This window comes from Rhizobium sp. P1_B8, assembly GCF_056406515.1.
In genome coordinates this window covers 85,874-100,664 of record NZ_JBFTZZ010000024.1, presented here as the reverse complement: position 1 = coordinate 100,664, position 14,791 = coordinate 85,874, and the positions used below count along the sequence as shown (strand labels likewise).

General features: G+C 59.6%; 13 protein-coding genes and 1 pseudogene. 9 read left to right on the top strand and 5 right to left on the bottom strand.

The window, feature by feature from the left end:
- On the top strand, positions 1 to 132 hold a 132-nt coding region (locus AC1D2N_RS25560), incomplete at its 5' end, for a transposase (RefSeq protein WP_477982220.1).
- Positions 133 to 381: 249 nt separating this feature from the next.
- On the opposite strand, the gene AC1D2N_RS25555 is transcribed toward AC1D2N_RS25560, so the two are convergent.
- Both AC1D2N_RS25555 and AC1D2N_RS25550 read right to left on the bottom strand, forming a co-directional pair.
- Positions 382 to 1,293 (bottom strand): acetamidase/formamidase family protein, encoded by a 912-nt coding sequence (locus AC1D2N_RS25555; protein ID WP_130654237.1) that lies wholly within the window; start codon positions 1,291 to 1,293, stop codon positions 382 to 384.
- Between the two features lie 233 nt (positions 1,294 to 1,526).
- Positions 1,527 to 2,144: an outer membrane protein gene (locus AC1D2N_RS25550; protein ID WP_047620560.1), complete on the bottom strand. Its 618-nt coding sequence runs from the start codon at positions 2,142 to 2,144 to the stop codon at positions 1,527 to 1,529.
- A 310-nt stretch (positions 2,145 to 2,454) separates the two neighbouring features.
- Here AC1D2N_RS25550 and AC1D2N_RS25545 point away from each other — a divergent pair, with 310 nt between their 5' ends.
- From AC1D2N_RS25545 to fhuB, 3 genes are read left to right on the top strand one after another with little or no spacing between them, the layout of a single operon-like run.
- Positions 2,455 to 3,261, top strand: a complete 807-nt coding sequence (locus AC1D2N_RS25545) for an ABC transporter ATP-binding protein (RefSeq protein WP_130654238.1) — start codon at positions 2,455 to 2,457, stop codon at positions 3,259 to 3,261.
- Between the two features lie 13 nt (positions 3,262 to 3,274).
- The gene (locus AC1D2N_RS25540) at positions 3,275 to 4,153 is read left to right on the top strand and encodes an iron-siderophore ABC transporter substrate-binding protein (RefSeq protein ID WP_047620558.1); all 879 of its coding nucleotides are present in this window, start codon (positions 3,275 to 3,277) and stop codon (positions 4,151 to 4,153) included.
- Entirely contained in the window at positions 4,153 to 6,123 is a 1,971-nt protein-coding gene (gene fhuB / locus AC1D2N_RS25535; protein WP_130654239.1) for a Fe(3+)-hydroxamate ABC transporter permease FhuB, read from the top strand. Before AC1D2N_RS25540 ends, fhuB begins: the two co-directional genes overlap by 1 nt.
- 31 nt (positions 6,124 to 6,154) lie before the next feature.
- Here fhuB and AC1D2N_RS25530 read toward each other — a convergent pair whose 3' ends face one another.
- The 3 genes and pseudogenes from AC1D2N_RS25530 to AC1D2N_RS25520 all read right to left on the bottom strand — a co-directional run bounded on the left by AC1D2N_RS25530 (position 6,155) and on the right by AC1D2N_RS25520 (position 9,198).
- A complete protein-coding gene (locus AC1D2N_RS25530) occupies positions 6,155 to 6,808 on the bottom strand; it encodes a hypothetical protein (protein ID WP_130654206.1) in 654 nt (217 codons plus the stop codon).
- Positions 6,809 to 7,009: 201 nt separating this feature from the next.
- A pseudogene (locus AC1D2N_RS25525) lies at positions 7,010 to 7,471 on the bottom strand (TonB-dependent receptor domain-containing protein); the annotation flags it as partial.
- A gap of 641 nt (positions 7,472 to 8,112) precedes the next feature.
- Positions 8,113 to 9,198, bottom strand: a complete 1,086-nt coding sequence (locus AC1D2N_RS25520) for an ROK family protein (RefSeq protein ID WP_130654240.1) — start codon at positions 9,196 to 9,198, stop codon at positions 8,113 to 8,115.
- 124 nt (positions 9,199 to 9,322) lie between these two features.
- On the opposite strand from AC1D2N_RS25520, the gene otsB reads away from it, so the two are divergent.
- The 5 genes from otsB to AC1D2N_RS25495 all read left to right on the top strand — a co-directional run bounded on the left by otsB (position 9,323) and on the right by AC1D2N_RS25495 (position 14,725).
- Positions 9,323 to 10,102, top strand: a complete 780-nt coding sequence (gene otsB / locus AC1D2N_RS25515) for a trehalose-phosphatase (RefSeq protein ID WP_197728293.1) — start codon at positions 9,323 to 9,325, stop codon at positions 10,100 to 10,102.
- Between the two features lie 200 nt (positions 10,103 to 10,302).
- On the top strand, positions 10,303 to 11,187 hold the full coding sequence (locus AC1D2N_RS25510; RefSeq protein ID WP_130654209.1) for a helix-turn-helix domain-containing protein: 885 nt from the start codon (positions 10,303 to 10,305) through the stop codon (positions 11,185 to 11,187).
- Positions 11,188 to 11,508: 321 nt separating this feature from the next.
- Entirely contained in the window at positions 11,509 to 12,582 is a 1,074-nt protein-coding gene (locus AC1D2N_RS25505; protein WP_193445978.1) for an ABC transporter substrate-binding protein, read from the top strand.
- 65 nt (positions 12,583 to 12,647) lie between these two features.
- The gene (locus AC1D2N_RS25500) at positions 12,648 to 13,469 is read left to right on the top strand and encodes an ATP-binding cassette domain-containing protein (protein WP_047620578.1); all 822 of its coding nucleotides are present in this window, start codon (positions 12,648 to 12,650) and stop codon (positions 13,467 to 13,469) included.
- Positions 13,466 to 14,725 carry a sugar ABC transporter permease gene (locus AC1D2N_RS25495; RefSeq protein ID WP_047620556.1) on the top strand — a complete coding sequence of 420 codons (1,260 nt, stop codon included), beginning with the start codon at positions 13,466 to 13,468 and terminating at the stop codon, positions 14,723 to 14,725. Before AC1D2N_RS25500 ends, AC1D2N_RS25495 begins: the two co-directional genes overlap by 4 nt.
- Positions 14,726 to 14,791 lie beyond the last annotated feature (66 nt).

Here is a 14,791-nt window from a genome sequence, read left to right as displayed (position 1 = left end):
CAGCGTCATCTGATCGAGTGCTGCTTCTCCAAACTCAAACAATTTCGACGCATCGCCACCAGATACGAGAAAACCGCCCGAAACTATCGGGCAATGATCGCAATTGCCGCAACAATCCTGTGGCTCAGGTAACTGTCCACAGCTCCTAGGGGAGTCGAACCCCTTTTCCCCATGGTGCCCTAACCGATAGACGACGGGCGCTTCCTATCTTCCCTCCATTTTTCGGGGTGACCGCTGCGAAGTCATCAGCCGTTGCCATAAACGCGACCTTCGTTCCGTCGACGAGGCGCGCTCCATGGCAGACCTGGTGATCGTCGCGCATCATTTCACCGTCTGGGCTGGTCCAGAGTCCTGTCGGGGACGGCAGCTCCCGAGAACCCTCTATCGACGAACCAGCCATTTCTTGGCAACACGGCAAGCCATCGTATAGGCGGGATCGAAGACGTTGCCGACATCGTAACGCACCACCTGACCGAGCAGATGGCTGGCCGCCGTCCTGTCCAGGTCATAATCTGATGCCAGCCAATTCAACATTTCGCTGGTCGCATGCTGGAGCGCCTGATCGAGGGGCCGGGCGTTGCCGATAGTGAAGATGTCTTCGGTGGTTTCCCCACGCGGCCAGACCACTCCGGCCTTCTTTTCCACCGTCAGCCGCACCGTGACTTCGAACGTCGTCTCGACGCCGGTTCCGACGATCTCGCCATCCCCCTGCACGGCATGGCAGTCGCCGAGGAAGAACAGGGCGCCGGGAGCTGCTACCGGGAAGCGGACCGTGGTGCCGGGGCCGAACAGCCGATAATCCATATTGCCGCCATATTCGCCGCTGGTTGCGGTCGATATTGCCTGGCCGAGGCTGGGCGCCACGCCGAAACAGCCGATCATCGGGGCGAGAGGCAGAACGAGGTTTTCGAGGCCGGCGACCGGCTCGGAAAGCCGAACGGTCAATGCCTCGCGGTCGATGACCCAGATGGCCATGTCGCGCGCCGGCAGGTCGCGAACCGTCTCGGGATCGACGACATTGGCGGCGACGACGCTGCGGGTAAACCCCGTGGCCCTGGTCGGGATCATGCTGATGATCTCGACCTTCAGCGCATCTCCGGGCACAGCACCTTCCACGAAGATCGGGCCGTTCATCGGATTGGGGCCGGATGTCTGCTTGACGCCGTCCTTGTCATACCCGACGGCGTCGAGCGTCTCAGTGACCACGGTGTCGCCGTCGGCGATACGCAGGGCCGGCGGAAGAGAGCCGATGACATTGTGAAAGATCGTCGGAATGAAGCGGTGAGTGGTCATGAGAATATGGCTCTCGCTCGTTTCAAATATCATGAGCCTGCTTCTCAACTGCCCGGCGGACAGAGTTCGAGACTAGATCAGAGATTACCTGCAATGCCAATATCCGCAGCATCGCCCGAAAATGCAGTTCGGCCGCAATGCCGGCGGCCGATAGCAGGTTGTCAAATCAGCCGATCTCCAAGCACCGGGCAGGATTCGCCGCGGATTTCTCATCCCAACAGGAGATCAGACATTCAGAATTTGAAGCTCGTGCCGACCGTCACCTTTTGCTGATTAACCTCGAAATCGCCGAGCGCCGAGCCGAAATCCTTGCGTCCGAAATCGTCATAGCGATATTCAGCGCGCATCATAATATTGTCGGTCAGGGCGCGTTCTACACCGCCACCGGCGGTCCAGCCAATCAGAATGTCGTCCTTCTTGCCAATTCCAGGCACGTCGACTTCTCCGCCCGCGGCCGCCAAACCCCCGGTTCCATAGATCAGCGTACGGTCCAAGGCATATCCCACACGTCCACGCGCCGAGCCATCCCATTTGAGGGAAACGTCACTCCCATCCTTCCAGTTGTAGTTGAAGTCATTCTCGATACCGAAGACGAAAGGACCATGCTGGAAATTATATCCGCCGTAGATACCCGTCGAACCTCCATCAAGATCCTGCTCGGAACCATCGAGGTAGCTCGCATGTGTCGAGGTGTATCCGCCTTGAAGCCCGAGATAAAATCCCGACCAGTCGAAGGCCGACTGGGTCTGTCCCTGTTGAACGTAAGCAGGATCCTGAACCACGGCATCGGCGGCAAAGGCCGGCGCCGCCGAGAAAGCCACAGCGGCCAGCGCGATTATCTTTGTGTACATTAAAGTGCCTCGTCATTTCGATGATTGGAGAAGGCTTCAGCAAACCGGCAAGTCGGCTGGGACCGATTCATTATGCTGCGGTTCGGTGTTGCGGTTTGCACTTTATTGTTGAGATATGTTGCGACCTTGGGCGTCCTTGAGACGGCGCATCGCACTTGGGAAAGTCAACCTGACCAGGTGGCCGAAAGGCCTGCCGCCCGCGTGAGGATGACGAGGCGCTAGGCAGAGATATTGGAACAACGAAAATAGTTGATTGCTGGTCTCATCTTTAGTACCGAGCTATCACCCGGTTAAAGGATGTCACGTGGCTATGCTCCCCCCGACGCAAGATCCGCCTCGAACGGCTGAAACTTTTGTCGCCGAAAATATAGGTCTTTTGATAGAGGGGAACGAGATTCTCCGCGATGTAAGTCTCAAATTTCCGGCAGGAGAAGTTGTGGCACTGGTCGGCCACAACGGCTCCGGTAAATCCAGTCTTCTCAAGATGTTGGCTCGCCAGCTTGTGCCGAGCGCTGGATCGATCTCTTACGGCAACCGGGATCTTAGGACGTATGGTGAACGCGTCTTCGCTCGTTCGGTCGCATATCTGCCCCAGGATGTCACGACCGGATCGGAAATGACAGTCCGCGAGCTTGTGGGATGCGGTCGCTATCCGTGGCACGGGGCGCTTGGCCGCTTCACCAAGAACGATGAAGGGAAAGTCGAGGAAGCCCTCCGAGCAACGCATATCGAGAAGTTCGCCGACCGTATCGTCGGAACATTGTCAGGCGGTGAGCGGCAACGTGCCTGGATCGCGATGCTGATCGCTCAGGATGCTCGCTGCCTGTTGCTCGACGAACCGACTGCGGCACTCGATGTTGCGCATCAGATTGAGGTGCTCTCCCTGGTGCGACGCTTGGCGCACGAGCTTGGAAGCAGTGTCGTCATCGTTCTCCACGACATCAACATGGCCGCTCGCTTCTGCGATCGGATCCATGCATTGAAACGCGGTCGCGTTGTTGCGAGCGGAACGCCGAGCGCGATCCTTGCGCCAAACACGCTGCAAGAGATCTATGGGATCGACATGGATGTGATCTCCGCGCCCAACCTGCCTTATCCGCTCGCCTATGTTTGCTGAGGCTAGGCGTGCAATGGGTGTTACGCGGCGCTCCCTTTTGCAGTTCGCGGCGGCCTCGGTCGTTCCAGCTCCGCTGTTTGCGCAGTCGATAGGCCCAAGGATCGTCAGCCTCGACTATGGCCTTGCGTCCACTCTCTTATCCCTCGGATTGCCTCCGGTCGGGATTTCGGACCTCGCCGATTGGGACAGATGGGTTGTCGAGCCGCCGATGCCAAAATCCGTCGTCGATATTGGCAGTTCGTTCGAGGTCAATTTTGAAATTCTCGTCACGCTGAAGCCCGACATTATCTTGACCACACCTTACTTGGATGAGCTGTTGCCCAGGCTACAGTCGGTGGCGAAAGTCGTTCGGCTGGAAGTCTTTACGCCGGGCATTGGATCTATTCTTCCCGCTGCCATCGCGGCGACGCGTAAATTGGCTGGTAAGCTTGGCCGCGAGAATGAAGCAGAGCAGTTCCTCGCGCGCGCCGACGCCTTCTTCGAGCGATGCGGCAGTCGGCTGGCTGGCAAGAACCTGCCGCCAGTCGCCCTCGTGAATTTCATGGATGCCCGCCATGTCCGCATCTACTCGAGTCCTGGGCTGTTCCACAATGTGCTCGAGCGCATCGGTGTCCGCAACGCCTGGACCAGAGAGTCGAACTACTGGGGTTTTGAAACGATCGGTATTGAAGATCTCTCCAAGATCACCGATCCGGACGCGCGTCTGATCGCCTTTGATCCCGTTCCTCCGGACGTTCTTCCGAAACTCGCTCAGAGCCCGCTGTGGAACAGGCTGGCGTTTGCGCGTCCGGGCCATCTGTCGATTCTGCCGCCGGCCCTGATGTTTGGCATGGTGAACGAGGCCATGCGCTTCGCTGGCCTTTTGACAGATCTTCTGGAAAAAGAAGCATGATGATATCCCGCCGCGACAATATCGGGCCAGCAATTGTCTTCCTCCTCCTGATTGGCGGTGGAGGCGTGGCATCGTGGTTTCTTGCCGCTCCGGCGCTGTCAGAAATGGCTCGACCGGATTACGATGTCACGCGAATGGTGTTCACCTATTCGACGCTTCCCCGTCTTGCGACGGCGCTGATTGCCGGAGCGGCGCTTGCCTTGTCGGGGGCGCTGTTTCAGCAAGTTTTGCGAAACCCGCTCGCCGATCCGACCACCCTCGGCGTGTCGGCCGGAGCAAACCTGGCGCTGGTGGTCACATCGCTGTTTCTCCCCGACTTGCTTGGCGCCGGCCGTGATCTTGTCGCTCTGATCGGCAGTGCGACCGCTGCCGTGATCGTCGTCAGCCTGGGCGCGCGCCGCGGTTTTTCGCCTTATTCGCTTGTTCTGTCGGGGCTGGTTCTCAGTCTATGGTGTGGTGGCCTCTCTGCCATCCTGACCTATTTGAACCAGCGCTATCTCTCGAGCCTGTTCATCTGGGGCGCCGGCTCGCTGGCACAGCAAAGCTGGGTCATTCCCTTGTCGCTTCTTTGGAAGTTCAGCGCCATCGCCATCGTCTGCGCTTTCGTGATGAGACCGCTTTCGCTGCTCGATCTTGGCGAGAGCAGTTCCACGGCGCTGGGCGTCCGATTGGTCCGCCTGCGTTTCATTGTCGTGGCGCTTGCTGTCGCGCTTGCTGCATTTGTCACGAGCGCCGTTGGGGTCATTGGTTTCATCGGACTGGTCGCGCCGACGATTGCGCGATTGTCCGGAGCACGGCGTCCCGCGCAGCTCATCTTCTGGTCCCCCCTGATCGGCGCCGGGCTGCTTCTCTTCGCCGACTCTGTTCTGCAATTGGTCGCGGGTGGGCTTGGTGATTTTTTGCCGACGGGGGCGGTAACAGCCATCTTCGGTTCGCCGCTGCTTCTCGCGCTGCTGCCGCGTCTGAAGATCCGTCATAGACTGCAGCAATCGCCGGCGTTCGGACGGTCACGCCGGTGGGATGGAACGGCACCGGTCATCATCGCGGCTGCCGGCCTGCTTGTGCTGTTGACGGTCAGCGTTTTTCTCGGACGTGACGTCAATGGCGGCTGGGCTCTCGCTTCCGGCGAATTCTCGTACGATGTCCTTGCTATCAGGATACCTAAAATCCTCGCCGCCCTGACATCGGGCGCGATGCTTGCGGTCGCGGGCTCGATCCTTCAGCGGCTGACCGGAAACGAAATGGCAAGTCCCGAAGTTCTGGGAATCAGTGCCGGCGCGACCTTCGGCGTTGCGATTGCGCTCTTTGCCGTTGCTCCAGGGTTTTCCGGTCAATTTGCCTTTGCCGTGGCAGGTGCGATCAGTGTGCTTGTCGTCATCTTCGCCAGCTCCCGGCGATCGGCGTTCGCTCCGGAGCGAGTCCTGCTTGCGGGCATTGCCCTAAGCGCGATGGTCGATGCCGTCGTCGGCGTGTTGAGCTCGACGGGAGATCCGAGAGCAGTTCTGCTGATGCGGTGGATGAGCGGGTCCACTTATCTTATCGAGGGATCGACCGCCGCAACGGAGGTGGCGCTCGGTGCCGTGCTGATTGCCGTCTCGCTTGCGGTGCGCCGCTGGCTTGACATACTTCCCCTTGGGCCGTCTCCTTCGGCGGCGGTCGGTATACCATTGGCGAAATCGCGATTTGCGCTTTTTGGCCTCGCAGGATTGCTGACGGCCGCCGCGACGCTGACGGTTGGCCCGTTGTCATTCATTGGCCTCATGGGACCTCACCTTGCGCGGGAGGCGGGATTGGCACGCGCGCTGCCGCAAATGGTTGGTGCCGCTCTGATCGGAGGGGGGCTTATGGTTGCTGCCGATTTCGTCGGCCGCACGATCGTATCGCCCTACCAGATTCCGGCCGGTCTTGTTTCCGCACTCATCGGCGCACCGTTCTTGATGCTGATGATGCGGAAACGCGCTGTCGGCTGAGGGAGTTGCCCATGCAACACCATCAACGATCTCACCTTGGCGTCGCCTCATTCGCCGGCAGGTTGGCCCTGCCTCTTGCTCCGAGGCGGGCCAGTACGGGTGGGGAGAACGACCGGCCGGACCACTTCAATACGTTTTCGCGAAAGACTTGTCGCTTCTCCTCGGAGGCAAACAATCTCGCCGGCCACGGATGAGAGACCATCTTGGACATCCAAAAGTGGAAGGTTCCGGCATCCTCTTCGAGCGCATAGAGCGAATCCCAGGTACATGTGACCGTCTGACCCAGGACCGTGTAGCTGATGCCGCTCTGGTCCACGGTAGACTCGACGGGCCTGCCGATAGCTTCCGCCTTCACCAGTCGTCGGCGATACATGGAACGCAGGAATCGCCGGATCGGCCCGAGCAGCAGAAAGACCCCGAGCGCGCCAGCAACAATTGTTGCGAGGACATAGATAGCGAATGTCCCGACGTCACCGGCCTGCCATTTGTCGAAATTGGTAATCAGCGCGACGAACAGCGCAACGATTCCCGCTGCCCCCACGGTCGGACCGGGTGGCAGAAGCTGCCGCGATGCATGCTGGATATCAAGATGGTCGTCAAGTTCTAAAGCGAAAGTTTTGCGGAAGCCGGGCCGATTCGGAGACGGCCAAATTTTCGGGACTGAGCCCGGAGAATTCTCGGACATGTTCAACCTGCCAAATTGGAGCACGTTCGAAATGAAAACTCACTCTTAGGTAGAGGCGGCTCCCTCTTGCGTCAATCAAAGCCTCGTCGTGGGGTTATCATTTCCGGAATGGCCAAATGCAGTCCACATTGCTGAGAGGGCGATCCCTTGGCGCAGATTGCGGGCGCCGCCTTGATTGGACAAGGCGGCGTCCGCCAATCTTTACCAGGAATACTTCAGCGTGCCGACGACCTTGCGCCGATCGCCGTAATATTCGGTGCCTAAGTAGCTGCTGGCGACATATTTGCGATCGAACAGATTCGTCGCGTTGACGGCAAACATCACGTCAGGCGTCACCTTGTAGCTGACGGCTGCGTCGACGAGCGTATAGGCTGCGACCGATACGGTGTTCGCCTCGTCCCCATAGGTCTGGCCGATATAACGCACGCCGCCGCCGAGCGTCAGGTCGCCGCGCTTTCCGTCTCCCGGGACCGTGTAGTCGAGCCAGGCCGATGCCAGATGCCGCGGCACGCGCGAGGGCCGGTTGCCGATATTGCCGCCGGTTCCGTCCTCGCGGATTTCGGCATCCCAACAAGAATAGGCAAGTGTGAGATTGACCCGGTCGTTGATGGCGGCTTTGCCTTCCAGCTCGATGCCGCGCACGCCGACCTTGCCGATCTGCTCCAAGCGGAAATAAGACCGTCGTGTTTATGTGTGCTTCTCGACGACGGCGAATGCAATGAAGGACCGTTAGAGAGAGCGAGCGCCGTTGTGGCCGTGGCGATAGCAAAGCGTTGGTCTTGTCGAAAATCCCAGAGTTTCGTAGCGAGAGAAGAATGCCACGCGACCAGAGCGCCCCCATCCTTTCGTTACTGCTCATTTTCGATACGGCTGAACGCCATTGCCGACCCACCGGCTAGCGGCCGAGCTGAGCACGGTCCGAATCAGACATTCGGTTCTCATTTATAGGCAGACGAACGGCATGAGCTTTCAGCCTCCAGCCCGCGGACGGGTTCGTTGCTGGAGGGCTTGTCACTAGCGTCCTCGGTTTCGGCATCGCGGCGTGACGGGGCAAGGCCGAGCATCTGTTCGAGACGGCCGGCATTAAGCGGGGCGCTTATTCCCTTGAAGTTCATAGTCCATCTTTCGTCTGCGGATCGATTGTGTGGAGTTGCCGAGATAAGCGCAATTTAAACCTGCCGAGAACCGTCTGTCGGAGTTATCACCATGTATTCCAACGTGGGCAGGAAAGGGGAGGGCTCTCATCTTGAAGCGCACCCCGAAATGCGTCATGGGGCAGCGCCGGACGTCTCGAATTGCTGAGCCTACCGCGCCTTCGTTCCCTCGCGATTGGTAAAATGCGCGTTGCCCAACCCCGTGCCGATGGTCAGCACCGCCCATCTCGACACGTCGTTCATAAAAGGGATCTGCGACAATCCCTGCACGACGGCATCGTTGTGCATCATTACGAATGTGCTGTCGTCGCCGATCTCAGGAATGGCCTTCATCAGTGCGGCAGGAAGGTTGAAGCTGTCGCTCTCCCAGTTTCCGCCGGGCAGGTTCTGTCCGCCGCGTTCGATGGAGCCATCGGCTTTGATGATGCCGGGGCATGCGATCCCGATGATGGGTGCTGGCTTGAGATTGGCCTTCTCGGCCTTGCCGATCAGATCCTGCAACATCGCGGCCAACTTCTCGACGGTCGCAGTGCGGCTTGGCTCGTCGTCGGCATGACGCCAGATGGCTGAATCCCAGACGCTTGCATCCGCAAAATTCGGCACGTCGTCCTTTCCGAATTTGACGACGCCGGCGCGAACATTGGTGCCGCCGATATCGACGGCGAGGATGGCCTCGTGGCCTTTGAACATCCAGCGGGGCATCAGGTGGACCGCGCCGATCAGTCCGGCCTCATCGGGGTGGTGAACGATCGGCACGACCTCGACGGCGATGCCGGCCGCCTTGAGAATAACCATCGTCCTGGCGATCGCCAGTTCGCCAAAATGGCTCCGTCGGAAGCCGCCGCCAACGACGATGCGTTCCGTCTTTCCCCAGCGTTTGTCCTTCAGAAACTTGCCTATCACATCGGCAAAGTCCTGGGCAAAATCCTCCACAGCCCCCATGATCAACGCCGCCGCCGCCAAATCATCGCCCTTCAAAATAGCGTCGATTTTTTTCTTGGAGAGCTTGTCGGTCTCAATCTTGCCGATCGGGTCGTCTCCGACCTTGCGGATGCGTTTTCTCCAATCATCAAGCTTCTGTTGGAAAGTCTTCTTGTTTGCGTTGTCGCCAACGAAACCATTCTTGTCACGCAGTTCGTTGTTGTAATCGTCGATCACCACCAATGGCAGGTTTAAAGCGCCATGTGCCAGCGGGGCATTGACCTCATCACGGGGATCTGAACTGCTTTTGGCCATTAATGTACCTTCTAGGGCGCGAGTGCTCGAACGGGCGGCGAGACACAACGCGGACTAGCCTCAGGATGTTCCGGAGTGTGAAAAGCCACCTTGTCCTTGTCGGCCGGCGACCTAGCTTCAATGATTGCAGAGTTTGGAGAATGCCGTGCAGGACGACGACGCTACTCAGGAAATGCTTTCACTGGTCTTGGAAGAGCCCGACCGCTGGGCGATGTTTCTCGATATCGATGGGACGCTGCTCAATCTTGCGCCCACGCCGGATGCGATCGAGGTTCCAGAGGCGCTTCCGGGACAACTTCATCGCCTGTCGAACAAACTTGGCGGTGCCTTGGCACTGGTCACCGGACGATCGCTTGCCTATGCGGACGCGCTGTTCAAACCCTTTGCATTTCCGACAGCAGGCCTGCACGGCGCCGAAATCAGGAACGCCGCGGGCATGCAGACGGTCGAGGCGACAGCTGAGTTTCAGGCGCTGAAGCATGCGCTGACGGCGGAAGCCGAGCACTATCCTGGAGTCTTGATCGAGGATAAGGGTGCGGCCGTTGCCGCCCATTACCGGCTCGCGCCAGAATATGAAAAGGTGCTCGAAGACCGCATGCACCACTATGCTGAGCTCGCCGGGCCGAACTGGGCATTGCAGCTCGGCAAGATGGTATTCGAGCTGCGTCCGGCACGGTCGAGCAAGGGCGATGCGCTGGAACGGTTTTTCCAGTCCGACCCGTTCAAGAACCGCTGCCCGATTACCATCGGCGATGATCTGACCGACGAGTCGATGTTTGCGATCGCCAATGCGCGCGGCGGCGTTTCCGTGCGTGTCGGTGCGATCGGCGCCCCTAGCTGCGCCACAAGCCGGCTGTCCTCTTCTGCGCTGGTCAGAAACGTCATTGCAGCCCTGGCCGCCTGAGGCCGGCCCTTAGACGATCTGAAATGCGGATTGCTGTCGTCTTTACGCCGGCTGCGCAGCGTCTATTGTCAAAAAAGTATCGGTTTTGACCGGGAATCGTGGTGGCGGGCGTGACATGAGCCCATTACACTCCCCTTCAACAATAAAAGCCAAAAAGAATTTGGCTGGCGGGCCTGGAACCGTCCTCGGAGGAGGAGACAATGGAACCTGACTTGGAAGTCATTCAGATCCGGCCCGGCGAATCTTTCGCAACGAAGGCGCATGGCTATCCCTACCATACTGTTCGCTGGCATTTTCACCCGGAATACGAACTTCATCTCGTCGTGGCGACAACGGGACGGTATTTCGTCGGCGACTTCATCGGCGAATTCGAGCCTGGTAATCTCGTTCTTGCTGGTCCCAATCTCCCCCACAACTGGATCAGCGATGTCCCGAAGGGCTCGAGCATTCCGCTTCGATGCCAGCTCATCCAGTTCAGCGAGGGCTTCATCAGCGACACGATGAAGGTGCTGGCCGAGCTCGGCCCGTTCGATCCGGTTCTTGAAGCCTCCCGCCGCGGCGTGCTGTTCGGCGCCGATACCAGCCGGCAGGTTGCTCCCCTGATGAACGAGGTGCAGCAGGCGCATGGTGTGCGTCGCATCGAGCTGTTCATGATGATCGTCGGCCTGCTCAGCCGGGCGCAGGATTCCCAGCTTCTCGCCAGCCCGAGCTATTTGCCCGATCCATCGGGCTACATGTCGGCCGGCATCAACAGGGCGCTCGCCTATATCAGAGAGAACCTCACGAAATCCTTCGACGAAGCTGATCTCGCGGCGATCGCCGAACAGTCGACCGGCGCCTTTTCGCGAGGCTTCCGCCGCCATACCGGCATGTCGCTGGTACAATATGTGAAACGCCTGCGCATCAATCTCGCCTGCCAGATCCTGATGAGCGATGACCATGCATCGATCACCGATATCTGCTTCGAGGTCGGCTTCAACAACCTGTCCAACTTCAACCGGCAGTTTCTCGCGGAAAAAGGCATGACGCCTTCGCGTTTCCGGCGGTTGTTGGGTGACAATATCAATGTGGCAAAGGCGGCCTAGAGCAATTCCAGCAAAAGTGCGCAGCGGTGTTGCGTCCGGAATTGCGTAAAACAAAAGACAGAGCATTTCCGTGACTCGGAGAAAAACGGAAATGCTCTGGAGGAGCCGAACGAGCACGGTCCAAGGGACGAGGGAGGACAAGGAGGAGGAGCGAAAACTGACACTGACTTTGAACGTGGGCGTGCGATGAGCGGCTCGCGATCGGAGATGCTTGTCCTCAAAAACATCAAACGCCGGGACAGGCGCGACCGTTCATTCAGCCGAACGGCCACAGCAGGCAGTGCAATCACGAACCTACACAATTTTTACCAATGGGAGGAGATGGAAATGATGAAATTCTCAACACAGGCGGCAGGCGCCGCGGTATTTGTCCTGTCCTTGCTGGGCGGTACTTCCGCCTTTGCGCAAACGGCCGTTTCGGATGCGACAGTGGCATTCCTCATGCCCGATCAGGGCTCTACCCGCTACGAAGAGCACGATCACCCGGGCTTCGTCGCGGAAATGAAGAAGCTTTGCGCGTCGTGCAAGGTTCTCTATCAGAACGCCGATGCCGATATCGCAAAACAGCAGCAGCAGTTCAATTCGGCGATCACCCAGGGCGCCAAAGTCATCGTGCTGGACCCGGTGGATTCGGCAGCGGCTGCATCGCTCGTCCAGCTCGCACAGAGCCAGGGTGTGAAGGTCATTGCCTATGACCGTCCGATTCCGAAAGGCAAGGCCGATTTCTACGTCTCCTTCGACAACAAGGCGATCGGCAAGGCAATTGCGGAATCGCTCGTCCAGCATCTGAAGGCTGAGAATGTGCCGACCGATGGAGGCGGCATCCTGCAGATCAACGGTTCGCCGACCGATGCGGCTGCCGGGCTGATCAAGGACGGCATTCATGAGGGTCTGGCGAGCGGTGGATACAAGACGCTTGCCGAATTCGATACGCCCAACTGGCAGCCCTCGAACGCCCAGCAATGGGCGGGTGGCCAGATCACCCGTTTCGGCAAACAGATCGTGGGCGTGGTCGCAGCCAATGACGGCACGGGTGGTGGCGCCATCGCAGCCTTCAAGGCCGCGGGTGTCGATCCCGTGCCGCCGGTAACCGGCAATGATGCGACGATCGCGGCACTGCAGCTGATCATCGCGGGGGATCAGTACAATACGATCTCCAAGCCGAGCGAAATCGTCGCCGCCGCCGCTGCCGACGTCGCCGTGAAGCTCCTGGCCGGAGAAACGCCGAAGGCCGAAATGACGCTCTACGACACGCCGGCGCAGCTTTTCGTCCCTGCCGTCGTCACCGCCGAAAACCTCAAGGCCGAGATCATCGACAAGAAGATCAACACCGCCGAGGAGCTGTGCACCGGCCGCTATGCCGACGGGTGCAACAAGCTTGGCATTACGAAGTAATCCGCAAGGAAAGCGCGCCCGGTCGCCGGTCGCGCTTTCCGTTGCTCTTTCCGAAAGGCCAGGCGATGTCTGAAACCTCTCACAATCTTGACCCTTCCCGTCAGCCTGTTCTCAGTCTGCGCGGAATATCGAAGAACTTCGGGGCGGTGTCGGCGCTCACCGATATCGAACTCGACGTGTATGCCGGCGAGGTCGTGGCGCTGGTGGGCGACAATGGCGCCGGCAAATCGACGCTGGTCAAGATCCTGGCCGGCGTGCATCAGCCAAGCTCGGGCACGATCCTGTTCGAAGGCAAGCCGGTAAACCTGCCGAGCCCAAGTGCGGCTCTCGGCCTCGGCATTGCAACAGTCTTCCAGGATTTGGCACTTTGCGAAAATCTCGACGTCGTCGCCAACATCTTCCTCGGCAAGGAGCTCAGCCCCTATCAGCTCGATGAGGTCGCCATGGAGATCCGCGCCTGGCAACTCTTGAATGAGCTTTCGGCCCGCATTCCAAGTGTGCGCGAGCCCGTCGCCTCACTTTCCGGCGGACAGCGCCAGACGGTAGCGATCGCCCGATCGCTGCTGCTCGAGCCGAAACTGATCATGCTCGATGAACCCACAGCAGCGCTCGGCGTTGCCCAGACCGCTGAAGTGCTTGACCTCATCGAGCGCGTGCGGGAACGCGGCCTCGCTGTCATCATGATCAGCCACAATATGGAGGATGTGCGCGCCGTCGCCGATCGCATCGTCGTCCTTCGCCTCGGTCGCAACAATGGCACCATGCTGCCCGACGCGTCCAACGAGCAGCTCGTCAGCGCCATCACCGGTGCATCCAACAATTCCGTCTCCCGCCGCGCGTCGCGCCGCCAGGCGCAAAGCCAACCGAACGAGGAGGGCAGGCCATGATGAAGACCATCGACAATGATCCGGTAGCACCGGCGTTGCTCGACCGGCGTGATGAGAGAGTGCGCCATGACGACAGTTTCGGCGGCTCGATCCAGGCCTTTTGGGATCGCATCCGCTCCGGCGATCTCGGCTCACTGCCGGTCATTGTCGGCCTGGCGATCATCTGGACGGTGTTTCAGGCGCTCAATCCGGTGTTTCTCTCCAGCAGCAACCTCGTCAACATGCTGTTCGACTGCTCGACGGTCGGCGTCATCTCGCTGGGTATCGTCTGTATCCTGATGGTGGGTGAGATCGACCTTTCCGTCGGCTCCGTCAGCGGCTTCGCCTCGGCGCTGGTCGGCGTCTTCTGGGTCAACCAGGGTTGGCCGGTGGTCCTTGCAGTCCTCGCCGCTATGATCGTCGGCGCCTTGATCGGCTCGCTCTACGCGTTTGTCTTCAACCGCTTCGGCATGCCGAGTTTCGTGTCCACCCTGTCCGGACTGCTCGCGGTTCTCGGCCTGCAGCTCTATATCCTCGGAGCGACGGGTTCGATCAATCTTCCCTATGGCTCCTGGCTCGTGAGTTTCGGCCAGATCATGGTCATGCCGGACCCGATCGCCTATCTGCTGGTAGCACTTGCCGGCATTGCGTTCTTCTTCTCCAGCTACCGCACGTCGGCGCGCCGGCGGGCGGCCGGCTTGTCGGCAAAATCGGCCCGCGGACTGCTTATCCGCGCTGTTATCATCACACTCGCCCTGGAAGCAGTCGCGTTCTATCTCAACCAGTCGCGCGGCATTCCGTGGATGTTCGGTCTTTTCGTCGGGCTCGCCGTCGCCATGAACTATGCACTGACGCGCACCAAATGGGGACGCTCCATGCACGCCGTCGGCGGCAACAGGGAAGCGGCCCGTCGTTCCGGCATCAACGTCTCGCGGATCTACACGAGCGCCTTCGTCATGTGCGCCCTGCTTGCGGCAACCGGCGGCGTTCTCTCTGCCGCCCGGCTGGCGACGGCAAGTCAGCAGGCCGGCACCGGCGACGTCAATCTCAACGCCATCGCTGCGGCGGTCATCGGCGGCACGAGCCTGTTCGGCGGGCGTGGCAGTGCCTATTCAGCCCTTCTCGGCATCATCGTCATTCAGTCGATCGCCAGCGGGCTGACGCTTCTCGATCTGTCATCGTCGCTTCGATACATGATCACGGGCGCCGTCCTTGCCGTCGCCGTCATCGTCGACTCGCTGGCACGCCGATCGCGGATCTCGCACGGCCGGGCTTAGAGCAATTTCAGCAAAAGTGCGCAGCGGTTTTGCGTCCGGAATTGCGTGAAAACAAAGAGATAGAGC